The 23,112-nt window shown below is 60.1% G+C and carries 24 protein-coding genes; 8 read left to right on the top strand and 16 right to left on the bottom strand.

Annotated features, from left to right (window positions below; all coding sequences use genetic code 11):
* Window positions 1-15: 15 nt before the first annotated feature.
* The gene (gene tsaA, locus ACX0MV_RS14075) at window positions 16-714 is read left to right on the top strand and encodes a tRNA (N6-threonylcarbamoyladenosine(37)-N6)-methyltransferase TrmO (protein ID WP_458983140.1); all 699 of its coding nucleotides are present in this window, start codon (window positions 16-18) and stop codon (window positions 712-714) included.
* Window positions 715-879: 165 nt separating this feature from the next.
* Window positions 880-2,265, top strand: coding sequence for a sensor domain-containing protein (locus tag ACX0MV_RS14070; protein WP_458983139.1), 1,386 nt, complete (start codon window positions 880-882; stop codon window positions 2,263-2,265).
* A 61-nt stretch (window positions 2,266-2,326) separates the two neighbouring features.
* Here ACX0MV_RS14070 and fpr read toward each other — a convergent pair whose 3' ends face one another.
* Window positions 2,327-3,106, bottom strand: coding sequence for a ferredoxin-NADP reductase (fpr, locus tag ACX0MV_RS14065; RefSeq protein WP_458983138.1), 780 nt, complete (start codon window positions 3,104-3,106; stop codon window positions 2,327-2,329).
* A 115-nt stretch (window positions 3,107-3,221) separates the two neighbouring features.
* Between fpr and ACX0MV_RS14060 the strand changes: the two genes are divergently transcribed.
* Complete coding sequence (locus tag ACX0MV_RS14060) at window positions 3,222-4,148, top strand: LysR family transcriptional regulator (protein ID WP_458983137.1); 927 nt, start codon at window positions 3,222-3,224, stop codon at window positions 4,146-4,148.
* Between the two features lie 7 nt (window positions 4,149-4,155).
* On the opposite strand, the gene ACX0MV_RS14055 is transcribed toward ACX0MV_RS14060, so the two are convergent.
* A complete protein-coding gene (locus ACX0MV_RS14055) occupies window positions 4,156-4,521 on the bottom strand; it encodes a diacylglycerol kinase (RefSeq protein ID WP_458983136.1) in 366 nt (121 codons plus the stop codon).
* Window positions 4,522-4,586: 65 nt separating this feature from the next.
* Window positions 4,587-5,237, bottom strand: coding sequence for a response regulator transcription factor ErdR (erdR, locus tag ACX0MV_RS14050; RefSeq protein WP_458983135.1), 651 nt, complete (start codon window positions 5,235-5,237; stop codon window positions 4,587-4,589).
* 188 nt (window positions 5,238-5,425) lie between these two features.
* On the opposite strand from erdR, the gene ACX0MV_RS14045 reads away from it, so the two are divergent.
* Complete coding sequence (locus ACX0MV_RS14045) at window positions 5,426-6,310, top strand: DMT family transporter (RefSeq protein WP_458983134.1); 885 nt, start codon at window positions 5,426-5,428, stop codon at window positions 6,308-6,310.
* Window positions 6,311-6,348: 38 nt separating this feature from the next.
* On the opposite strand, the gene ACX0MV_RS14040 is transcribed toward ACX0MV_RS14045, so the two are convergent.
* Window positions 6,349-7,068, bottom strand: a complete 720-nt coding sequence (locus tag ACX0MV_RS14040) for a tRNA-uridine aminocarboxypropyltransferase (protein WP_458983133.1) — start codon at window positions 7,066-7,068, stop codon at window positions 6,349-6,351.
* 211 nt (window positions 7,069-7,279) lie between these two features.
* Between ACX0MV_RS14040 and ACX0MV_RS14035 the strand changes: the two genes are divergently transcribed.
* Entirely contained in the window at window positions 7,280-7,678 is a 399-nt protein-coding gene (locus ACX0MV_RS14035; protein ID WP_458983132.1) for a quorum-sensing-regulated virulence factor family protein, read from the top strand.
* A 182-nt stretch (window positions 7,679-7,860) separates the two neighbouring features.
* On the top strand, window positions 7,861-8,940 hold the full coding sequence (locus ACX0MV_RS14030; RefSeq protein WP_458983131.1) for an LOG family protein: 1,080 nt from the start codon (window positions 7,861-7,863) through the stop codon (window positions 8,938-8,940).
* A gap of 134 nt (window positions 8,941-9,074) precedes the next feature.
* Here the strand turns inward: ACX0MV_RS14030 and recX are convergent, their stop codons facing one another.
* The 3 genes from recX to ACX0MV_RS14015 all read right to left on the bottom strand — a co-directional run bounded on the left by recX (window position 9,075) and on the right by ACX0MV_RS14015 (window position 11,205).
* Window positions 9,075-9,539, bottom strand: coding sequence for a recombination regulator RecX (recX, locus tag ACX0MV_RS14025; RefSeq protein ID WP_458983207.1), 465 nt, complete (start codon window positions 9,537-9,539; stop codon window positions 9,075-9,077).
* 13 nt (window positions 9,540-9,552) lie between these two features.
* Window positions 9,553-10,602: a recombinase RecA gene (recA, locus tag ACX0MV_RS14020; RefSeq protein ID WP_458983130.1), complete on the bottom strand. Its 1,050-nt coding sequence runs from the start codon at window positions 10,600-10,602 to the stop codon at window positions 9,553-9,555.
* A gap of 90 nt (window positions 10,603-10,692) precedes the next feature.
* A complete protein-coding gene (locus ACX0MV_RS14015; RefSeq protein WP_458983129.1) occupies window positions 10,693-11,205 on the bottom strand; it encodes a CinA family protein in 513 nt (170 codons plus the stop codon).
* A 78-nt stretch (window positions 11,206-11,283) separates the two neighbouring features.
* On the opposite strand from ACX0MV_RS14015, the gene mutS reads away from it, so the two are divergent.
* Window positions 11,284-13,857: a DNA mismatch repair protein MutS gene (gene mutS, locus ACX0MV_RS14010; RefSeq protein WP_458983128.1), complete on the top strand. Its 2,574-nt coding sequence runs from the start codon at window positions 11,284-11,286 to the stop codon at window positions 13,855-13,857.
* Between the two features lie 141 nt (window positions 13,858-13,998).
* Window positions 13,999-14,322, top strand: coding sequence for a ferredoxin FdxA (fdxA, locus tag ACX0MV_RS14005; protein ID WP_458983127.1), 324 nt, complete (start codon window positions 13,999-14,001; stop codon window positions 14,320-14,322).
* Between the two features lie 720 nt (window positions 14,323-15,042).
* On the opposite strand, the gene rpoS is transcribed toward fdxA, so the two are convergent.
* The 9 genes from rpoS to ACX0MV_RS13960 all read right to left on the bottom strand — a co-directional run bounded on the left by rpoS (window position 15,043) and on the right by ACX0MV_RS13960 (window position 23,087).
* On the bottom strand, window positions 15,043-16,056 hold the full coding sequence (rpoS, locus tag ACX0MV_RS14000) for an RNA polymerase sigma factor RpoS (protein ID WP_458983126.1): 1,014 nt from the start codon (window positions 16,054-16,056) through the stop codon (window positions 15,043-15,045).
* A gap of 104 nt (window positions 16,057-16,160) precedes the next feature.
* Window positions 16,161-17,006, bottom strand: coding sequence for a peptidoglycan DD-metalloendopeptidase family protein (locus ACX0MV_RS13995; protein ID WP_458983206.1), 846 nt, complete (start codon window positions 17,004-17,006; stop codon window positions 16,161-16,163).
* A 70-nt stretch (window positions 17,007-17,076) separates the two neighbouring features.
* Window positions 17,077-18,015, bottom strand: coding sequence for a polyprenyl-phosphate transporter (locus ACX0MV_RS13990; protein ID WP_458983125.1), 939 nt, complete (start codon window positions 18,013-18,015; stop codon window positions 17,077-17,079).
* A gap of 20 nt (window positions 18,016-18,035) precedes the next feature.
* On the bottom strand, window positions 18,036-18,671 hold the full coding sequence (locus ACX0MV_RS13985) for a protein-L-isoaspartate(D-aspartate) O-methyltransferase (RefSeq protein ID WP_458983205.1): 636 nt from the start codon (window positions 18,669-18,671) through the stop codon (window positions 18,036-18,038).
* A gap of 38 nt (window positions 18,672-18,709) precedes the next feature.
* Window positions 18,710-19,459 carry a 5'/3'-nucleotidase SurE gene (gene surE / locus ACX0MV_RS13980; protein ID WP_458983124.1) on the bottom strand — a complete coding sequence of 250 codons (750 nt, stop codon included), beginning with the start codon at window positions 19,457-19,459 and terminating at the stop codon, window positions 18,710-18,712.
* Window positions 19,447-20,505 carry a tRNA pseudouridine(13) synthase TruD gene (gene truD, locus ACX0MV_RS13975; protein WP_458983123.1) on the bottom strand — a complete coding sequence of 353 codons (1,059 nt, stop codon included), beginning with the start codon at window positions 20,503-20,505 and terminating at the stop codon, window positions 19,447-19,449. Before truD ends, surE begins: the two co-directional genes overlap by 13 nt.
* Entirely contained in the window at window positions 20,502-20,975 is a 474-nt protein-coding gene (gene ispF / locus ACX0MV_RS13970; protein ID WP_458983122.1) for a 2-C-methyl-D-erythritol 2,4-cyclodiphosphate synthase, read from the bottom strand. The genes truD and ispF overlap by 4 nt, the downstream gene beginning before the upstream one ends.
* A gap of 79 nt (window positions 20,976-21,054) precedes the next feature.
* Window positions 21,055-21,909 carry an S-formylglutathione hydrolase gene (gene fghA, locus ACX0MV_RS13965; RefSeq protein ID WP_458983121.1) on the bottom strand — a complete coding sequence of 285 codons (855 nt, stop codon included), beginning with the start codon at window positions 21,907-21,909 and terminating at the stop codon, window positions 21,055-21,057.
* A gap of 65 nt (window positions 21,910-21,974) precedes the next feature.
* Window positions 21,975-23,087: an S-(hydroxymethyl)glutathione dehydrogenase/class III alcohol dehydrogenase gene (locus ACX0MV_RS13960; RefSeq protein ID WP_458983120.1), complete on the bottom strand. Its 1,113-nt coding sequence runs from the start codon at window positions 23,085-23,087 to the stop codon at window positions 21,975-21,977.
* Window positions 23,088-23,112: the final 25 nt, after the last annotated feature.

Raw genomic sequence — 23,112 nt, 5'->3', positions numbered from 1 at the left:
GCAGGCCGCGCCGCCATGTCCTACTCCGTTTCGCCCATAGGTTTCGTTCGCTCCTGCTTCAAGGAGAAGTTCGCCATTCCCCGCCAGCCGCAGCTTGCGCCCGCTGCGCGAGGCGTGCTGGAGCTTCTGGCGCCCTTCGACACGGGCGAAGCGGTACAGGGGCTGGAGCAAGTCAGTCATGTCTGGCTGCTGTTCATCTTTCACCAGACCCTGGAAGACAAGCCGCGCCTGAAGGTGCGCCCTCCGCGCCTGGGCGGCAATCAGTCGGTCGGCGTGTTCAGCACCCGCGCCACCCACAGGCCCAATGGCATTGGCCAGTCGGTGGTCAAGCTGGACCGGGTCGAAGCCGGTCGACTCTGGCTATCGGGTATCGACCTGCTCGATGGCACGCCAGTGCTGGATATCAAACCCTACGTGCCCTACGCCGATAGCGTCGCCGATGCTTTCAACGGGATCGCTGCAGGTGCACCGCCATTGATTGAAGTAACCTGGCAACCGGAGGCGCTGGCCCAGACGCGTGAGCACGGCCTGCGTCTGGGCGAACCTTTGGTCGAGCTGATCGAGCAGTGTCTGGCGCAGGACCCGCGACCGGCGTATCAAATACCTCTGCCGGAACGCCGCTACGGTGCGCGTTTCTGGGATGTGGATGTGCGCTGGCATTATGCCCATGCCGGGCAGATCCGCGTGCTAGAGGTGATGGCAATCCCATCTTGACCGGCTAAACGCCGCGGCAAGGCCGCCGATAACCTGATGCATGGCGGAATTATTGTTGCTCCAGGTGGTATCCCGATTCACCGTCTGCAGCTAAGGTTTACCTAGGCGCGCTGCAATAGCATTGTGCCAGCCCGCACCGCGTCGGCGTCATGAAGTACTACACCTATGAAAAAGACCACGCTTGCTCCGCTGAACAACATCGTCGATCTGATGCTCGACGCTATCTGCGTGGTCGACAAGGAAGGTCACTTCGTCTTCGTCAGCGCCGCGTGCGAACGCATATTCGGCTACACCGCCGATGAAATGATCGGCAAAGTCATGATCGACATGGTTCATCCCGACGACCGCGCCAGAACCTTGCAGGCGGCCGGGGAAGTCATGTCCGGCAGCAACAAGCCGAACTTCGAGAATCGCTATATCCGCAAGAACGGCGAGACCGTGCATATCATGTGGTCGGCACGCTGGTCCGATAAGGATCAACTGCGCATCGCCGTTGCCCACGACATCAGTGACCGCAAGCGCAACGACTCGATTCAGGCGGCCATCTATGCGATTTCCGAGGCGGCGCTGACCGCTTCCAACCTGCCGACCCTGTTCCAGCGTATTCACCTGATCGTTGGCGAACTGCTGCCCGCGCTGAACTTCTCAGTGGCGCTTTACGATCGGAAAACCGATGAACTGAGTTTTCCTTATCACGTCGACCTGCATCATCAGGCCCCGGCCCCGCACAAATTGGACGCCAGTACGCTGGGCGCCGAGATCATCAAAACCGGGCAAACCCTGCTGCTGTCCCCGGAAACCCTGACCAAGCTGCCGGAACACCTGCGCAGCATGGCGTGCGACTCCCTGTACTGGCTGGGCGTGCCGCTCAACTCGCACCAGGGCACCATCGGCGCGCTGATCGTGCAAAGCTACTCGGCTGGCGCGCCCTACACCGACAAGGACAAGGAGCTGCTGCAGTTCGTCTCGACCCAGGTGGCCGCAGCCATCGAACGGCAGCAGATGATGAATCACCTGACGTTCATGGCGCAGTACGACCAGCTGACCCAGCTGCCAAACCGGGCAATGTTCCATGATCGACTGGTCAATGCCCTGGCCCGCGCACGCCGGGAGCAATCGCAGTTGTCCTTGCTGTTTCTTGACCTGGACAAGTTCAAGCAGGTCAACGACACCTTGGGCCATGCCAGCGGCGACCTGTTGCTGCAACTGGTCGCGCAGCGACTCAGGCAATGCGTCCGTGAGTCCGATACCGTCGCGCGTTTCGCCGGCGACGAATTCGTGGTGCTGGTCGAGCATTTCCACTCGTGCGAACAAGCCATTCTGGTTGCCGAGAAAATCCGCAGGGCTCTCAACGAACCATTCGACCTTAACGGTCACCATCATCTGGCGCTGCCGAGCATCGGCATCGCGCTCTATCCCGAGCATGGCGCGGATGAGCAGCAGTTGCTCAACCAGGCCGACAAGGCCATGTACCAGGTGAAGAAAAACGGCGGCAACCGCTATCAGATTGCCAGCCAGGCTAACGCCCAGGTGCAACAGGCAAGCGCCTGACGTGCCCGAGCGGCCAATAAAAAAGCTCGCCAATAGGCGAGCTTTTCGTTAACCGGCGCGGCTACTTCTCGACGAAGGCGCGCTCGATCAGGTAATCACCAGGCTCGCCCATGCGTGCGGAGATCTTCAGGCCAAAGCTGTCGAGCACTTCGCTGGTTTCGTCGAGCATGCTCGGGCTGCCGCAGATCATCGCGCGGTCATCCTGCGGATTGATCGGCGGCAGGCCGATGTCGCGAAACAGCTTGCCGCTGCGCATCAGATCGGTCAGGCGCCCCTGGTTTTCGAACTCTTCCCGGGTCACAGTCGGGTAGTAGATGAGTTTACTTTTCAACGCCTCGCCGAAGAACTCGTTCCGCGGCAGATGCTTGGTGATGAACTCGCGATACGCCACCTCGTTGACGTATCGAACGCCGTGAACCAGCACCACCTTCTCGTAACGCTCGTAGGTCTCGGGGTCCTGGATCACGCTCATGAACGGCGCCAGGCCCGTGCCCGTGCTGAGCAGGTACAGGTGCTTGCCTGGCAGCAGGTCATCCAGCACCAAGGTGCCGGTGGGCTTGCGGCTGACCATCAACTCGTCGCCTGGCTTGAGGTGCTGCAGCTGCGAGGTCAGCGGACCGTCCTGAACCTTGATGCTGAAGAACTCCAGGTACTCCTCGTAGTTCGGGCTGGCGATGGAGTAGGCACGCATCAGCGGACGACCATTGTCCTGCTGCAGACCGATCATCACGAACTGACCGTTCTCGAACCGCAGCCCAGGGTTGCGGGTCGTCTTGAAACTGAACAGGGTGTCGTTCCAATGATGGACGCTGAGCACACGCTCGACGTTCAAATTGCTCATGCTGGCTTCCTCGAAAAGTCGCGAACACCCTATGGGTGGGTTGCGCGACATTTTAGGGGGGCGCAGAATATCTGTTAAGTGGATTATTAAGATATAGATTATCGGTTATATAGATATGCGATTTACCCTTAGGCAACTTCAGGTTTTCGTCGCCGTGGCCCAGCAGGAAAGCGTTTCCCGCGCGGCGCAGTCGCTTTCGCTGTCGCAATCGGCCACCAGTACTTCACTGACCGAACTGGAGCGCCAGACCGACTGCCAGCTATTTGATCGAGTGGGCAAACGCCTGGCGCTCAACTCGTTGGGCGGTCAGCTGCTGCCACAAGCCGTGGCGCTGATCGATCAGGCCAAGGAAATCGAGCGCCTGCTCGGCGGCAAGAGCGGTTTCGGCTCGCTCAGCGTTGGCGCAACCCTGACGGTTGGCAACTACCTGGCAACGCTACTGATCGGCAGTTTCATGCAACGCCACCCGGAGTGCCGGGTGAAACTCACCGTGCACAACACCGCCTATGTCGTACAGCAGATCGCCCATTACGAGCTGGACCTGGGCCTGATCGAGGGCGACTGCCAACATCCCGATATCGAGGTGCTGCCCTGGGTCGAGGATGAGCTGGTGGTGTTCTGCGCGCCGCAGCATGCGCTGGCCCAACGCGGCGTGGCGACGCTTGAGGAACTCACCCAGGAAGCCTGGATTCTTCGCGAACAGGGCTCAGGTACCCGCCTGACCTTCGACCAGGCAATGCGTCACCATCCCAGCACATTGAACATCCGCCTCGAGCTGGAACATACCGAAGCGATCAAGCGCGCGGTGGAGTCGGGACTCGGGATTGGCTGCATATCGCGCCTGGCGCTGCGCGACGCCTTTCGCCGGGGCAGCCTGGTGGCGGTGGAAACGCCGACGCTGGACCTGCGTCGACAGTTCTACTTCATCTGGCACAAGCAGAAATACCAGACCGCGGCTATGCGTGAGTTCGTCGAACTGTGCCGGGCACTGACCGCAGGCGTCAGACGCAGCGACGAGATCGTGCTGCCGATCATTCGCTGAGGAGCCGTCAGCCGATCAGAATGGTCAGCCAGACGCTGCCGATCAGAACCAGCGAAACCAGCTGCGCCGCGCTGCCCATGTCCTTGGCATTTTTCGAAAGCGGATGCAGCTCCAGCGATATGCGATCGATCGCCGCTTCGACGGCGGAATTGAGCAGTTCCACGATCAGGGCCAACAGACAGACCGCAATCATCAGCGCGCGCTCGACCGGGCTGACGTCGAAAAAGAACGCGAACGGGATCAGCACCACATTGAGCAGCACGAGCTGGCGAAAAGCCGCTTCGCCGGTAAAGGCGGCCTGCAGACCGTCCAGTGAATAACCCGTGGCATTGAAAATACGTTTAAGGCCGGTATGGCCCTTGAATGGCGACATAGGGGAACGAACCACTGCAATAGAAGCCGACGACATCCGCGCCGGCCCAGGTTTTAGTAGGGGTATCAGCGGTTCGGTATCGATTCCAGGTGCTGCAACAGCAGCGCGGCCTGGGTGCGAGTGCGCACGCTGAGCTTGCGAAAAATCGCGGTGACATGCGCCTTGACGGTCGCCTCGGACACGCCGAGTTCATAAGCGATCTGCTTGTTCAGCAATCCATCGCAGACCATCGTCAGGACGCGGAACTGCTGCGGAGTCAGGCTGGCAAGGCCGGCACTGGCCGCCTTCGCCTCGGCCGAGAGGGTGGCGTCCTCCTGGGTTTGCGGCGGCCACCAGGTATCACCATCGAGCACTACTTGTACGGCTTTCTGGATGACATCCAGCGGGCTGGACTTGGGAATAAAGCCGCTGGCACCAAACTCCCGCGCACGCGCCACGACGGAAGGCTCTTCCTGAGCAGACACCATCACCACCGGCACCTGCGGATATTGGCCGCGGAGCAGGACCAGGCCGGAAAAGCCGTAGGCGCCAGGCATGTTCAAATCGAGCAGGACCAGGTCCCAGTCGGCTTTCTGGGCCAGGCAGGCTTCGAGTTCTGCAATGCTCGCAGCCTCCACCAGGCTAACCTCAGGGCCTAGGCCCAGGGTCAGCGCCTGCTGGAGCGCGCTACGAAACAGCGGATGATCGTCGGCAATCAGGATTTCATAAGCGGCCATGGCAGATCCTGTTCTTGTTATATAAGTAGGCTTCGGGCCAACCCGGCGGAAGACAGAACACTCCGCGAAGGGCAGCAATAAAGGGAAAATGCGCCTAAATCGGCGCCAAGCATGCCGAGCAGCGACAGGGTGGTCAAGCGTGGCGCTTTCCGGCACAGTCTGCGCCTTTGCCCGGAGAGAGTGTAGCTATGCGAAGCCAGGCATTGCGTGCCGATCTGCTGATGCTGCTGACGGCCATGATCTGGGGATCATCATTCGTCGCCCAGCGCCTAGGAATGGACTCGATCGGGCCCTTTCTCTACAGCGGCCTGCGCTTCAGCCTGGCCGCACTGGTGCTCTTGCCACTACTACCTCTGCTTGAACGCCGGATCACCGCCGTTGCGATGCCGGCGCTGAACCGGCACCTGCTGTTGGGTGGCGGGCTGATGGGGTTGGCCTTGGCGCTTGGGATCAACCTGCAGCAGGTCGGCCTGCTCTTCACCAGCGTGACCAATTCCGGCTTCATCACCGGCCTGTACGTGATCATCGTGCCGCTGCTCGGGCTGTTCATCGGCCAGAAGACCGGGCTGGGCATTTGGCTCGGTGCATCGCTGGCGGTGATCGGAATGTTCCTGCTCAGCGTTGGCGAAGGGTTTCAGGTTGCCTCTGGCGATTGGCTGCAGCTTGCCGGCGCGGTGGTCTGGGGCATCCATGTGCTGATGGTGGGTATCTTCGCCCGGCGCCATGATCCGTTACGCCTGGCCGTGGTGCAGTTCGTCACTTGCGCGGTAATCAGCCTGATACTTGCGCTGCTGTTCGAAGAAATTCAGCTCGGCGCGATTGTTGCGGCAGGTCCGGCAATTCTTTACGGCGGACTGTTCGGCGTGGCTGTAGGGTTCACCTTGCAGGTAGTGGCGCAAAAGCATGCCATCGCCTCCCACGCCGCCATCATCCTCTCGCTGGAAGCAGTGTTTGCCGCGATTGCCGGGGCCTGGCTGCTGGGTGAGTCGCTGGAAACACGTGGCTATGTCGGCTGCGCATTGATGTTCAGCGGCATGCTGCTGGCCCAGCTGTGGCCGAAAAAACTGCCCTAGCGCAGTGGATGCCCTGTCGCGGCATACAGATGCCCAGGCTAGTCGGCCGGAAGAAACTCGCGCAGGCGCTGGTGCAGCGGGTCGCTCAGGTCCACCGCGCGGGGTGCCTTGGCCGCCAGGTAATGCTGGCTGAACACGTCCAGGTAGGCATTCAGGCCATCCGCGGCAAGCTGGTCTCCGGCCAGCTCCAGGCAGAGCGCAGCCACTTCGGCGGTACACAGATGGTCATCGCGACTGGAACGGCGCAAACGATAACGTGACAGCTGCTCCGGCTGCAGGCTGAGTACCGGCAAGGCGTCGAGATAGGGGCTCTTGCGAAACATCTTGCGGGCCTCCGTCCAGGTTGCATCAAGCAATACGAACAGTGGCCGCTTGCCGGGCGCAACCACCACCGAACTGACGACCCGCTTGGGTGCCACATACTCCCCAGGAAACACCAGGTAAGGCTGCCATTGCGGGTCGTCGAGCAGCGCCGGCAGGCCGGGCTCGACCACGGTGCGCTGCCAGCCGAACGCGCAAGTGTCCGCCAGCACATCGGCGATCAGCCAGCCGGTATTGCTCGGCTTGAGCGCTTCAACATCATGCATCAACAAACACACACCCGATTGCGCCGCGATTCGCGGGCGCCAGGCGCACAGGCAGTGGCTGACGGCAAGGCGACAGGCCTGGCAACGCACCGCATTGCTGCCGCGCGCGAGGAAGGGTTTTGCGCTGCGCGCGATACGGGCGGCGCGCAATCGTGCAACGGCGTGGCTCATATCAACGAAACCACACAACGAGAATAAAGGGCATGTTTGATCCGCAGGTGACAGGCGCGGCAGTCTAACAAAGACCGGCAATGAAACCGCCGGCTTGTCATCAAGGTATGCCCGCCTGCCAGCACACACGTAAGATGCAGCCTGCTGAACCCGAATCGCCTATACCTGTCCCTATAGCTGTTGAAATGTCGAACTCATCGTGGAGAACCCCATGCTACGCCTCGCCGCTTTATCCCTGGCCCTGAGTCTGCCTCTGGCCGCACAAGCCGATTCGCTGAAGAATTTCGAGCTGAACAAGGCCCTTGAGCAGGTCGCGCGGGAAAGCAGTGTCGGCACCCCACGGGCAATCAATGAAGACATTCTCGACCAGGGCTACACCGTAGAAGGCAATGAGCTGATCAATCACCTCAGCGTGCGGCCCGCCCATGCCGCACAGATGCGCGGCAACCCCGATACCGTTCGTGCTCAACTGGCCTCCAGCGTGTGCAGCAATCCTGGCTATCGCCAACTGCTCGCACGCGGTGCGGTGTTGCGGTACGAGTTCAGCGAATACCAGACAAATCGCCCGGTTACGACCGAACGCATCGCCCGAAGCGATTGCGGACAATAACGCTCGCCCCCATCGGCCGTTATGCAGTGGCTTGAATGCTCGGGGTAGTTACCTGCTTCACGCCTGAAACCTGCCGTACCAAAGGATCATTTGTCCGCCTAGCACAAAAGCCCGACCATACTTTCCTCAAGGTCGGGCGCTTCCTCGTTCGAAGATCTCCCGCCTGTGACAGGAGAAACTGAATGCCTTACGAAGCAGACGACTACCTATCTCGCCATGTACAAACCAGCAGCGCAGACCTCGGCAACAAGATAGCCGAGTTGCTCGCATTGGCCGCACCGTCTGAAAGCCCGAACACGCCGCTGTATCACGAAATGCTAACCACCGTCGTGCGCATGGCCCAGGCGGATCGCAATCGCTGGGACGCGAAAATCATGCTGCAGACCCTGCGTGAAATGGAACATGCCTTCAGTAATCTGGAGCCGTTCAAGCGTCGTCGCAAAGTTACCGTATTCGGCTCCGCGCGCACTCCCAAGGATCACCCCACCTATCGCCTCGCCCGCGAGCTGGGTGAGACGTTGTCACGCCTCGACATGATGGTGATTACCGGCGCAGGCGGTGGCGTCATGGCGGCGGCCCACGAAGGCGCTGGCTTGAACAACAGCCTTGGCTTCAACATCACCCTGCCCTTCGAGCAGGATGCCAACCGCACCGTGGGCGGTACCCCAAACCTGCTGTCCTTTCGCTTTTTCTTCCTGCGCAAACTGTTCTTCGTCAAGGAGGCCGATGCGCTGGTGCTGTGCCCGGGTGGTTTCGGCACACTGGATGAAGCCCTGGAAGTGTTAACGCTGATCCAGACCGGCAAAAGCCCGCTGGTGCCAATCGTTCTGCTCGACGAACCGGGAAGCAGCTATTGGGAGGAGGCCCTGCGTTTCATTCGGGAGGAATTGCAGGAGCGGCGCTACATTCTGCCAACCGACATGCAGTTGATGCGGCTGGTACACAGCGCCGAAGAAGCAGGTGATGAAATTGCCAGCTTCTACCGGAATTTCCATTCAACCCGCTGGCTCAAGGGCAACCTGCTGATTCGCATGAATCGCCCCTTGAATGATGCAGCGCTGCAAACCCTTGATCGGGAGTTTGCCGACCTTTGTCTCAGCGGCAATTATCAACAGCAAGCGGCAAGCGAAGCGGAAAACGACGAACCCGAGTTTCACGACATGACTCGCCTGGTATTCCATTTCAATGCTCGCGACCACGGTCGCCTACGCGAACTGGTGGACTTCATCAACGTTCCGCAGAACTGGGCAAGCGTCCGTTAGGCCGGCCCGACGCCTTGCTCATGCACCTGGACTTGTCGTAAGTAACAGTCATCAGGTATTCCAGGCACTTTCAACCATCAACCCACGGACAAAAAAGAAAACCCGTTGCGCAAGCAACGGGCTTAAAGGGGAAATCAGTCTTCGTCCGAACCGCTTAACAAGCGGCCGATCAGGTCCAACGGGTAACCGCGGTAACTGAGAAAGCGCCCCTGTTGCGCTCGCTCACGCATGTCGCTCGGCAAGCGGCCCGCATACTTGCGCTGCCAGGTATCCTTCAGTTGCTCGTGCCAATCAATGCCACTGTCACGTAACGCCTGCTCGATATCGGCTCGTGCCAACCCACGCTGGGTCAGCTCTTCACGAATACGCAGCGGACCATAGCCCGAGCGCGCCCGGTAGCTGACAAAACTCTCCAGATAGCGCGCCTCGGACAATAACCCTTCTTCCGTCAACCGGTCGAGCGCGGCGTCGATCAATTCTTGCGTAGCACCACGCTTACGCAGCTTGCGCCCAAGCTCGACACGGCCATGTTCGCGCCGGGCCAACAGATCCATGGCCGCCCGCCGAACCGCGACGGGGTTATCCAGAACGGTGCTTATCATCGCTTAAGAATTAGATGTCGACGTCCGCATCAGCCAGTTCGTCTGCCGTGGCGTTTGCCTTGACCGGAGCGCTGACCACCAGCAGCTTCTCGCGAATCAGGCCTTCAACAGTGCGAGCCACTTCCGGGTTGTCTTCCAGGTACTTGGCCGAATTGGCCTTGCCCTGGCCGATCTTGTTGCCTTGGTAGCTGTACCAGGCACCGGATTTTTCCAGCAGGCCAAGCTGCACGCCCAGGTCGATGATTTCGCCGTTGCGGTAGATGCCCTTGCCATAAAGAATCTGAAACTCAGCCTGGCGGAACGGCGGGGCTACCTTGTTCTTCACCACTTTGACGCGGGTTTCGCTACCGACCACTTCGTCGCCTTCCTTCACCGCGCCAGTACGGCGGATGTCCAGGCGAACCGAAGCGTAGAACTTCAGCGCGTTACCACCAGTGGTGGTTTCCGGGCTGCCGAACATCACGCCGATCTTCATGCGGATCTGGTTGATGAAGATCACCAGGCAGTTGGCGTTCTTGATGTTGCCGGTAATCTTGCGCAGCGCCTGGCTCATCAGACGGGCCTGCAGGCCGACGTGCATATCGCCCATTTCACCTTCGATTTCCGCCTTCGGCACCAGGGCCGCCACGGAGTCGATCACGATCACGTCGATGGCGTTGGAGCGCACCAGCATGTCGGTGATTTCCAGGGCCTGCTCGCCGGTATCCGGCTGCGACACCAGCAGGTCGTCAACGTTGACGCCCAGTTTGCCAGCGTACTCAGGGTCGAGCGCATGCTCGGCGTCGACGAAGGCGCAGGTAGCACCAAGCTTTTGCGCTTCGGCGATCACCGACAAGGTCAGGGTGGTTTTACCGGAAGACTCAGGGCCGTAGATTTCGACGATACGGCCTTTCGGCAGACCGCCAATGCCCAGCGCGATGTCCAGACCCAGCGAACCGGTGGAGATAGCCGGGATCGCCTGGCGATCGTGATCGCCCATGCGCATGACCGCGCCTTTGCCGAATTGTTTTTCGATCTGGCCCAGGGCTGCCGCCAAGGCGCGCTTCTTATTCTCGTCCATTTAAGTCCTCACGTAATCAAGAAGGGCCAGCTAGCGGCCACCAACAACTGTATAAGTAGACAGTATTATTCCACAGGGCAAGTCGCCCGCCTACCCCGCGTTTGGATTTTCTTGCGTAACTAGCCGCAATAGCCCAGCCAATGCGGCTTCGACCGTTTGTCGGCGAACTTCGGCTCGGTCCCCCTCAAACTGACGACGTTGGCTGAATAGCCGCTCGCCATCAGCCCATGCCAGCCAAACAGTGCCAACGGGCTTCTCCGGCGAGCCGCCATCCGGCCCGGCCACTCCGCTTACAGCGACAGCAAAGCGCGCACCGCTTTGCGCTTGGGCACCGCTTACCATGGCTTCGACCACTTCGCGACTTACCGCACCGACCTGACCGAACAGTTGCTCCGGCACCGCCAGCTGCCTGGTTTTCTGCGCGTTGGAATAGGTCACGTAACCGGCCTCAAACCAAGCCGAGCTTCCGGGAATTCGGGTTATCGCCTCGGCAATACCGCCGCCCGTGCACGACTCCGCGGTGGCGACCTGGGCAGCGATATCCAGCAGTCGCCGACCCAACTCAGCAGCCAGCGAGGTCAAAGCGTGTTCATTCACAGTCATCTGCACTCCGGGGTTAAAGCCAGCCTGGGCGATACCGTACACTAGGCGCTTTTGCGATTCAGCCGGACAGTTAAAACGATGAGCCAAAGCGACCTCAGTTCTCACACGCCGATGATGCAGCAGTACTGGAAGCTGAAAAATCAGCACCCGGAACAGCTGATGTTTTACCGCATGGGCGACTTCTACGAGATCTTCTACGAGGACGCGAAAAAGGCCGCCAAGCTGCTGGATATCACCCTTACCGCCCGTGGCCAGTCCGCCGGCCAGGCCATTCCCATGTGCGGGATTCCCTACCACTCGCTGGAGGGCTACCTGGCCAAACTGGTCAAACTGGGCGAGTCGGTGGTCATCTGCGAGCAGATCGGCGATCCCGCAACCAGCAAAGGTCCGGTTGAGCGGCAGGTGGTGCGCATCATCACCCCAGGCACGGTCAGTGACGAAGCGCTGCTCGACGAGCGCCGCGACAACCTGCTCGCCGCCGTGCTGGGTGATGAGCGACTATTTGGCTTGGCCGTACTGGATATCACCAGCGGCCGCTTCAGCGTGTTGGAGATCAAGGGCTGGGAGAATTTGCTGGCCGAGCTCGAGCGTCTCAACCCGGTAGAGCTGCTGATCCCGGACGACTGGCCGCAAGGTCTGCCCGCTGAAAAGCGCCGTGGCTGCCGTCGCCGTGCGCCCTGGGATTTCGAGCGCGACAGTGCAAACAAGAGCCTATGCCAACAGTTTGCTACCCAGGACCTGAAAGGTTTCGGCTGCGAGAATCTGACCCTGGCCATCGGCGCTGCCGGCTGCCTGCTGACGTACGCCAAAGAAACTCAGCGCACCGCCCTGCCGCACCTGCGCAGCCTGCATCATGAGCGCCTCGACGATACGGTGATTCTTGACGGCGCCAGCCGGCGCAATCTGGAGTTGGACGTCAACCTCGCTGGCGGGCGCGAGAACACCCTGCAATCGGTGGTCGACCGCTGCCAGACCGCCATGGGCAGTCGCCTGCTCAGTCGTTGGCTGAATCGCCCGCTGCGCGACCGCACCATTCTGGAGGCCCGGCAGGAATCGATTGCCTGCCTGCTGGAACGCTACCGCTTCGAGACCTTGCAGCCACAGCTCAAGGAAATCGGTGACCTGGAGCGGATCCTGGCGCGAATCGGCCTACGCAATGCTCGCCCCCGAGACCTGGCGCGCTTGCGCGATGCCCTGGCGGCGCTACCCGAACTGCAACAGGCGATGGGCTCGCTCGACTGCCAGCACCTGTCAACCTTGGCGACCATCGTCAGCACCTATCCGGAACTGGCAGAGCTGCTGGCGCGCGCCATTATCGACAATCCGCCAGCGGTGATCCGCGATGGCGGCGTGCTGAAAACCGGTTACGACGCCGAGCTGGACGAGCTGCAATCGCTCAGCGAAAACGCCGGCCAGTACCTGATGGATCTGGAGGTGCGAGAAAAAGCCCGCACCGGCCTGGCCAACCTCAAGGTCGGCTATAACCGCGTACATGGGTATTTCATCGAGCTGCCAAGCAAGCAGGCCGAATCGGCGCCAGCCGACTACATCCGTAGGCAAACCCTGAAAGGTGCAGAACGCTTTATCACGCCCGAGCTCAAGGAGTTCGAAGACAAGGCACTGTCGGCCAAGAGCCGCGCCCTCGCTCGGGAAAAGATGCTGTACGACGAACTGCTTGAACGCTTGATTGGCCATCTCGGCCCGCTGCAGGATAGCGCCGCCGCGCTCGCCGAACTGGATGTACTGAGCAACCTGGCTGAGCGCGCGCTGACCCTGGACCTCAATCGCCCGCGCTTTGTCGACGAGCCGTGCATGCACATCGAGCAAGGTCGCCATCCGGTGGTCGAGCAGGTGCTGACGACGCCGTTCGTGGCCAACGACCTGAACCTGAACGATGACACGCGCATGCTGATCATCACGGGCCCGAACATGGGTGGTAAATCCACCTATATGCGCCAGACCGCGTTGATCGTGCTGCTGGCGCATATTGGCAGTTTCGTCCCGGCAGCCAGTTGCAGGCTGTCGTTAGTCGACCGCATTTTTACCCGCATCGGCTCAAGTGATGACCTTGCTGGCGGGCGCTCGACCTTCATGGTGGAAATGAGCGAGACGGCCAACATCCTGCACAACGCTACGGAACGTAGCCTGGTGCTGATGGACGAAGTGGGCCGCGGTACCAGCACGTTCGATGGTCTGTCGCTCGCCTGGGCAGCAGCCGAGCAACTGGCGAAGCTGCGCGCCTATACCTTGTTTGCTACACACTACTTCGAACTGACCGTGTTGCCGGAAAGCCAGCCGCTTGTCGCCAATGTGCACCTCAACGCCACCGAACACAACGAACGTATCGTGTTCCTGCACCATGTGCTGCCGGGCCCGGCCAGTCAAAGCTATGGCTTGGCAGTGGCGCAACTGGCAGGCGTACCGAGCGATGTGATCCTGCGCGCCCGCGAGCATCTGGCGCGCCTGGAAACCACCAGCCTGCCCCATGATTTGTCCCCCGCCGCGCCCGGACAGACGGCTACGCCCCTGCAGAGCGATCTGTTTGCCAGCCTGCCCCATCCACTGCTGGAGGAATTACAGAAGATCAACCCGGATGATCTGACTCCGCGTAAAGCTCTGGAACTGTTATATACATGGAAGACGCGAATCTAACGCCCGCCCCGTGCAAGCTGTTAGAATCCCGCGCGCTTTGGAATGTCGCGGCCTATTAGCCTGGTGCCGCAGTCTTATTCCAAAGCCAAGGAGCTGCATATTAAGCGGCTCCCCAGCCGTAGCCTGAGGAGAGAACTAGAAATGACCTTCGTCGTCACCGACAACTGCATCAAGTGCAAATACACCGACTGTGTGGAAGTCTGTCCGGTGGACTGCTTCTACGAAGGCCCGAATTTCCTGGTGATTCACCCGGATGAGTGCATTGATTGTGCACTCTGCGAACCGGAATGCCCGGCCCAGGCCATCTTCTCCGAAGACGAGGTGCCCGAGGACATGCAGGAATTTATCGAGCTGAATGCTGACCTGGCTGAGGTGTGGCCGAACATCACCGAAAAGAAGGAAGCGTTGGCCGATGCCGAAGACTGGGATGGCGTGAAAGACAAACTGGAACACCTGGAGCGCTAGGTTCAAACCTCGCTCTGATAAAAACCCGCCTTGCGCGGGTTTTTACTTTTCTGCAGGCGAAAAAAAGGGGCGGTTTTACCCGCCCACTCTTTTGTCCCTATTCCCTGTGTTTCCCAACTCATCATCCTGATGAATCGCGTCCTTCGATCTCCTGGCTGTCATCCTTAACAACCTGTGCTTGTCCCTGAGCACGTGGTTGATATTAGCGACTTCTGAATGGCAGACAAGCCACGCAATCTCCCATCATCAGCTACAAGCCCACACAAACTAATATTTAAAAACAATATATATCAAACACTTAAATTAAATCGTTGAGAAAATAACGCCAGATTCATGCGCTTCTTTCCTAGGATGGCTTACAAGCCTTGTAAGTAATCACTTACAAGGCTGCCAACAAAAAGCCAGGCCAGGCGAATGCTTACAAGACCAAAGCCGACAGCCGCCACCGGTGCAAGTGGCTCTCGCTGCGCTGATACATGAGGTTGTCCCGAATAAGACGCCGCGCTGCGTCTTGCTGCAGAGAGCGCTCGGCTCGGCGCAGAAAAGACCGCTGGTTTCAGTATGTGAGGGGAGTAATAGCTTTGATTACCGTCGCTCGCCCGCGTAGAGCGAGCGGGTCCGGTGAAGATGTGGAGGATTTACCTATTCCAGAACCATAATGCCGCTCTGCGTGGCGGAGCGGCATTATGGTTTAACGCCCGGCGAAGTATGAGAAAGCCATTACTGAAATAAGGAGTCGCTCGACAAGCCGTTCTTCTCCAATATTTCCCGCAATCGCTTGAGCGCTTCGACTTGAATCTGCCGTACCCGCTCACGGGTCAAGCCAATCTCCTGGCCGACCTCCTCAAGGGTGCAGCTTTCATGACCGCGCAAGCCGAAGCGGCGTACCACGACTTCGCGCTGCTTGTCGGTCAGATCGGACAGCCACTGATCGATGCTCTGCGAGAGATCATCGTCTTGCAACAACTCGCACGGGTCAGTCGGACGATCATCGGTCAACGTATCTAGCAGGGTTTTATCGGAGTCATGTCCCAGGGAGACGTCGACCGACGATACCCGCTCGTTGAGCCCGAGCATGCGCTTTACCTCGCCTACCGGTTTTTCCAGCAGATTGGCAATCTCTTCAGCCGAAGGCTCGTGGTCGAGTTTCTGGGTCAGTTCGCGAGCGGCGCGCAAATAGACGTTGAGTTCTTTCACTACATGGATGGGCAGACGAATGGTGCGGGTCTGATTCATGATCGCCCGTTCGATCGTTTGCCGGATCCACCAGGTGGCGTAGGTGGAAAAACGGAAGCCGCGCTCTGGGTCGAATTTTTCTACGGCGCGGATCAAACCCAGATTGCCCTCCTCGATCAGATCAAGCAGCGACAAACCGCGATTGACGTAGCGACGGGCAATCTTAACCACCAGGCGCAGATTGCTTTCAATCATGCGCTTACGCCCAGCCGGGTCGCCCTTCTGCGCCAAACGCGCGAAGTAGACTTCTTCTTCTGGGGTCAGTAAGGGGGAAAAACCGATTTCGTTGAGGTAAAGCTGAGTGGCGTCTAGCGCCCGGGTATAGTCGATGTACTTGTGCTGCTTGGCACTGGTGGCCGGTTTTGCTTTGGTCTTGGTGCGAGCGACGGGCGCGTCTGCGTCGTCATTGACATCATCTAGAACAATGCCGGTCTCCATGAGGAGCACTTCATCGTCAACATCAAAATCAGGCGCTTCTTTATTATTATTGAGAGCCATTTTGGTTGTCCCCTGCTGAGTTCTACAGCAAGCCCAGGCGACGCCGAATTCCGTGGCAACTCCCGAGCCCCTCTATCCCACGTGATGGACAGGCTGACAAAAGATCAACGGCGAGGCAAGTATTGCAGCGGATCTACAGGCTTACCCTGACGGCGAATTTCAAAGTGAAGTTTCACCCGGTCGGTTCCTGTGGAACCCATTTCGGCAATCGTCTGCCCGGCTTTGACTTTTTGCCCCTCCTTCACCAACAACCTGCGGTTATGGCCGTAGGCACTTACGTAGGTATCGTTGTGTTTGATGATCACTAATTCGCCGTAGCCCCGTAAACCACTCCCGGCGTATACCACTGAACCATCAGACGCAGCCGAAACAGGCTGTCCCAATTCCCCAGCGATATCAACGCCTTTATTCAAACTACCGTTTGAGGAAAAACGCCCGACTAGAGCCCCCTGGGCCGGCCAAACCCAGCCAGATGCCGAACGCTGCATAGGCTTCACAGGGGTGGAAACTGGAGGCGAAACGACGGCGGGAGGCTTGCCCTGAGCGGGGGTTTGCACCACCACAGGTGGGCGGCTTGCCGGCTGAGGGACAGTTACCACGGTGGGCGTTACCACTCTGGATGGAGGAGTGGCGACCGGTTGCGGTTGTCCATCAAAGCGGATTACCTGGCCAACCCGGATCAGGTAAGGCGGCGCGATGCCATTGCGCGCAGCCAGCGCTTTCCAATCCCAGCCAAAGCGAAACGCGATGGAGTACAGCGTGTCGCCGCGCTGTACCCGGTATTGGCCGTTGGTAACGGGTTGACGCTGCATCGGTGCGGCGCCGCGGTTGTTACGATCAACGACCTGCACACCGCCGGCAGGCGGGCTCGCACAGCCGCTGAGCAGCGCCGTAACAACGAAACCCGCTAGCAGTAAGCGTGTGCCGTGTCGAAAACCCCGTAACTGCATGGCCGTGCAACCCACCCGTTTCTCCCTACTGGCGTCAGCCTGGTAATTGATGCGATGCATTGTGCCGGATTTATTCATCACAACCAGTGTTTTGCTGGCGACGACCGGCCAATCGCTCCAAGCCCAAAATCAGCACTACACCGCTTGCCGCAAGTAAAACGGCCACAAGCAGCTGAGGATCTTGACCACTGATTTCAGCAAAGCGTGCCGGCAGTATGTTGGCCTGCAGCAACGGCACCTGTTGGCCGTGGCTATCCACATACCACGTGAGGGTTTCTTTCCAGGGCCAGATCTTGTTCAGGGAGCCCAGCATCAGGCCCGTCAGAAACGCCAGGGTCAGATCCCGCCAACGCGCCAGCAACCAACGCAGAAAGCTGGCGAAGCAGACGATGCCGACCAGGCAGCCGCTGCAGAACAGTGCGAGCACTGCCAGATCGAAATCTTTTACCGCACCCAGAACGAAGGAATAAAGGCCAAGCAACACCAGAATGAAACTACCGGAGATGCCCGGAAGGATCATTGCGCAGAGGGCAATCGCACCAGCGAAGAACACGCTGACCGAATCGGTACCCCACTGCACAGGTGCCGCAACGGTAATCCAGTAGGCAAAAAAAGCGCCTAAGCAAAAAATTGCGATGCGATCCCAACGCCAACGTTCGATATCGCGGGCGACCAGATGCGAGGACACCAGAATCAAGCCGAAGAAAAATGACCACACCGGAATCGGGTGTTGCTCCAGCAAGTAGGTGATGAGGCGCGCCAGGCTCAGCACGCTGGTGAGTATGCCCAGCAACAGCACCAGCAGGAACGTCGCATTCGCCGCTTGCCAGGCAGCGATAACTCGGCCGCGCAGCAACAAGCCCAATGCGACAGGCACACTGGCGATAGAGCGCAGCAGCTCGTCGTAGATACCGGTGATAAAGGCAACGGTACCGCCCGAAACACCTGGCACCACATCGGCAGCGCCCATGGCGCTGCCCTTCATAAAGAGCAGAACATGTTTATTCATGGAATTCCGGTCGAATGCAATCAGGCCAGTGGCCCGTTAAGCAGCGGGACGAAACGTACGGCGTCGAGCACATGCCGGGAAAAACCCTGTTCTTCGCGGATGATCAGCAACAACTCCTGCTCATCCCCGGCACCCACCGGGATGACCAGCCGGCCCCCAGGCGCCAATTGGTCGAGCAGCGCCTGCGGTACTTCGGCCGCAGCGGCCGTGACAATAATGCCGTTGTAAGGCGCCAACGCCTGCCAGCCTTGCCAACCATCGCCCCAGCGAAACACCACGTTGCGCAGGTTCAGTTCGGTCATGCGTTCCTTGGCTCGGTCCTGCAACACCTGGATGCGCTCAACGCTGAACACCCGCTCGACCAGCTGCGCCAGAATCGCCGTCTGATAACCCGACCCCGTACCGATCTCCAACACCTTGTCCAACGGCCCCGCCGCCAATAGCAGCTCGCTCATGCGCGCGACCATGTAGGGCTGGGAAATAGTCTGGTTGTGCCCGATCGGCAGCGCGGTGTCTTCGTAGGCGCGATGAGCCAAGGCCTCGTCGACGAACAAGTGGCGTGGCGTGCGCCGGATTGCTTCGAGTACCCGGGCGTTGGACAATCCTTCCTCGTACAAGCGCTGAATCAATCGTTCGCGGGTGCGTTGCGACGTCATGCCAATGCCGCGGTGCAGTTCGTCTTGCTCGCGTCTCATCAGAGCAAGCCCTCCAGCCAAGGTTGCAGCCTGTTGAGGCCTTCCTGAAACGTGCGGTCCAACTGCAGCGGGGTGACCGATACGTAACCCTGCATCACCGCGTGGAAGTCGGTGCCCGGTCCGCCGTCCTCGGCATCGCCGGCTACCGCGATCCAATATCCTTCCTTGCCCCGCGGGTTGACCACCTTGACCGGCGCAGCGGCGCGGGCGCGATGGCCCAGCCGGGTCAACTGAACGCCACGGACGTGCTCCAGGGGCAAGTTGGGGATATTGACGTTGAGGACGGTACGCGGCGGCAGGTCCAGCTGTTCATGGGCCTCGACCAGTTTGCGGGCGAAATAGGCCGCCGTCGGCAGGTTATCCGGCAAGCGCGACACCAATGAAAAAGCAAACGCCGGGCGCTGGAGAAACCGCCCTTCGAGCGCCGCTGCCACGGTGCCGGAATACAGCACGTCATCGCCCAGATTGGCGCCCATATTGATACCCGCCACCACCAGGTCGGTTTCATGGCTGAGCAGCCCGTTGAGGCCTAAGTGCACGCAGTCGGTGGGCGTCCCGTTGAGGCTGATAAACCCGTTGGGCAGGTAACAGGGATGCAAAGGCCGGTCGAGGGTCAAGGCGCTGCTGGCACCACTACGGTCTTGGTCCGGCGCGATCACCGTACAGTCGGCGTAGTCGGCCAGGGCAGCGTGCAGCGCGGCAAGGCCCGGTGCTGCCACGCCGTCATCATTTGAAATCAGAATACGCATGGGTTGTCCGTCTGCCCTGCCGGCAGCAGATCGACGAGTTCGCGCACCAATACGGTGGCGAAGCATCCAGCCGGCAGGACGAATTCCAGTTGCAGAACGTCAGGCCCGGGATAATGCCACGTCAAACCGCCGATGGGGAGGCGCAGGATACGTCGTTCGTGGGTCATGCCCGCTTCTGCCAACCAATCGACCAATGGGCCTTCCTGCTGACCGACTTTCTGCTCGAGCATCTGCGCAACGCCGCTGGCGCTGGATTTCCCTGCCCCCCACAGTGGCCCGGTCGGGTGCAGGTCGAGAATCGCCAGGCGTGGGTCGCTGCACTCCTGTTCACCGGCAGGGAAGAAACTGCGGCTGTCGGTGAACGCAAGCAGATCGCCCAGCAGTGCCTGGTTCCAACTACCGGCCGCCACCCGCTCCGCCAATACCCGATTGAACAGGTAGCTGCGCGCGGCTGAAAGCACCCGCGAACGCACATTGCGTTGCTCGGGCAGTGTCTTGCGTTCAGCGAAATGCCGCGCGTGAGCGATATTGCCGCCCTCGAAACCAAAGCGCTGCAGGCCGAAATAGTTGGGAATGCCCTGGGCAGCAACCTGCCTGAGGCGCTTATCCAAGGCCTCGTGATCAGCGTTCAACTGGGTCAAGCGCAAGGTAAAGCCATTCGCGGCATGGGCGCCGCGCTGCAGTTTGCGCAGGTGACGAACCTGCTTGAGGATGCTCAGGTTTTCGTTTTCAGCAGCGCCCAGGTTCGGATCGGCCTTGCCTGGCAGGTGCAGGCTGAACCACTGGCGCGTCAGCGCCTGGCGGTCCTTCAGCCCCGCGTAGCTGATCATCCGCAGCGGCACACCGGCCGCTCGGGCGATGCGTTTGGCGGCTTCTTCCGTGTTCAACTCGCGCTTTTCCACCCACAACCACAGGTGTTCACCTTCGCCGGCCAGCGGGATATCCAGCACTTCATCGACCTGAAAGTCTTCGGCGACGGCCTTGAGCACCGCCGTACCGCAGGACGCGCCATGGGCTCGCGGCCCGAGCAGTTCCTGTTCATTCATTGCGCGGCCAACAAGGCGACGGCGTGCACCGCGATACCTTCCTCCCGGCCAGTGAAGCCCAGCTTTTCCGTGGTGGTCGCCTTGACGTTGACCTGATCCAGCTCGACCTGCAGGTCGGCGGCAATCAGTGCGCGCATGTGTTCGATATGCGGCGCCATCTTTGGCGCCTGGGCAACGATGGTGGCGTCGACGTTGCCGACCTGCCAACCCTTGGCCTGCACCAGCCCAAGCACATGACGCAGCAAGGCACGGCTGTCGGCCCCCTTGAAAGTAGGATCGGTGTCCGGGAAATGCTTGCCGATATCACCGAGCGCCGCAGCCCCCAGCAGCGCGTCGCTCAAGGCGTGCAACAGCACGTCGCCATCGGAATGGGCGATCAGCCCGAAACGGTGAGGAATCTGTACACCGCCAAGGGTGATGAACGCGCCTTCGCCGAAGCGGTGCACGTCATAGCCATGGCCAATACGCATGCTGTTCTTCATAAAAATCAGGCCCTGCAAAAGTCAGGGCGTGATTCTACAGGACTCGCGGTGAACAGAAGGCAGCTTGCTACGCCTTCTGTTGTTTCAACGCTTCGGCATGATGACGCAGATGGTCATCAATGAAGCTGGCGATAAAGTAGTAGCTATGGTCATAGCCTGGTTGCAGACGCAGGGTCAATGGATGAGCGGCAGCTGCCGCAGCGCTCTGCAGGGTTTGAGCCTTGAGCTGAGCGTCAAGGAAGTCATCACGATCGCCCTGATCGATCAAGATCGGCAGCCGCTCGGTTGCCTCGGCGAGTAGCGCGCAGGCATCCCACTCACGCCAGCGCGCGCGGTCGTCGCCCAGGTACCGGGAAAACGCCTTTTCACCCCAGGGGCAGTTCATCGGGTTGCTGATCGGCGCCAGCGCCGAAAGCGATTGGTAGCGGCCGGGGTTGCGCAATGCGCAGACCAGCGCGCCATGGCCACCCATCGAATGGCCGCTGATGCCGCGCTTATCCGACACTGGAAAGTTCGCCTCGATCAGTGCGGGCAATTCCTGCACCACATAGTCGTGCATGCGGTAATGCCGCGCCCAGGGCTCCTGGGTCGCGTTGAGATAGAAGCCAGCGCCCAGGCCAAAATCCCAAGCACTGTCCGGGTCATCCGGCACATCCGCCCCGCGCGGGCTGGTGTCGGGGGCCACGATGATCAAACCCAGCTCGGCGGCGAGCCGATGCGCACCGGCTTTTTGCATGAAATTTTCATCGCTGCAGGTCAGCCCGCTCAACCAATAAAGCACCGGCAACCTCGCGCCCTGCTCCGCCTGAGGTGGCAGATAGACAGCAAATACCATGTCGCAATTGAGCACACTAGAGCGGTGCCGGTAGCGCTTGTGCCAGCCGCCCCAGCTCTTGTTACTCGAAACGATTTCAAGGGTCATGGGCGTCTCCGTAGGGTGCGCTACGCGCACCGACGATCAGGTGGTGCGCACGGCGCACCCTAGACTCAGAAGTGGATAACGGTCCGGATGCTCTTACCTTCGTGCATCAGGTCGAAGGCCTCGTTGATCTGTTCCAGGCCCATGGTGTGGGTGATGAAGGTATCCAACGGGATTTCGCCCTTCTGCGCTTTTTCGACGTAGCCCGGCAGCTCGGTACGGCCCTTCACTCCACCGAACGCCGACCCGCGCCAGACTCGCCCGGTAACCAGTTGGAACGGCCGAGTGGTGATTTCCTGACCGGCGCCAGCGACGCCGATGATCACCGACTCGCCCCAGCCCTTGTGCGCGCATTCCAGCGCAGCGCGCATCAGCTGGACGTTGCCGACGCACTCGAAGGAATAGTCGACACCGCCATCGGTCATCTCGACGATGACCTCCTGGATCGGTTTGGCGAACTCCTTGGGATTGATGAAATCGGTCGCACCCAGCTCGCGGGCCACGGCGAACTTGGCCGGGTTGATGTCGATGGCGATGATCCGCGACGCCTTGGCCATCTTCGCTCCGATGATCGCCGCCAGGCCAATGCCGCCAAGGCCGAAGACGGCCACCGTAGCGCCCTCTTCCACCTTCGCGGTATTGAGCACTGCGCCGATACCGGTGGTGACGCCGCAGCCGAGCAGACAGACCTTTTCCAGCGGCGCTTCTTGGGGGATTTTTGCCAGGGAGACTTCCGGCAGCACGGTGTACTCGGAAAAGGTTGAACAGCCCATGTAGTGGTAGATCGGCTGGCCCTGATAGGAGAAGCGGGTGGTGCCGTCCGGCATCAGGCCCTTGCCCTGGGTGGCGCGAACGGCGCTGCACAGGTTGGTTTTGCCAGACGTGCAGAACTTGCACTGCCGGCACTCGGCCGTATACAGCGGAATCACGTGGTCGCCGACCGTCAGGGAGGTCACCCCCTCGCCTACCGCCTCGACAATGCCGCCGCCTTCATGCCCCAGAATGCAGGGAAATACGCCTTCCGAATCTTCACCGGACAGCGTGTAGGCATCGGTATGGCATACGCCGCTGGCGACAATACGTACCAGCACCTCGCCCGCTTTCGGCGCCTCGACATCCACCTCGACGATCTGCAACGGCTGGTTGGCGGCAAAGGCAACTGCGGCTCGGGATTTGATCATGACAGCGCTCCAGGAATTCGACGGT

It is taken from the genome of Pseudomonas cistanchae (assembly GCF_054483635.1).
Note: the sequence above shows the minus strand (reverse complement) of the source record. Positions and strands in the feature narration are given on the sequence as shown.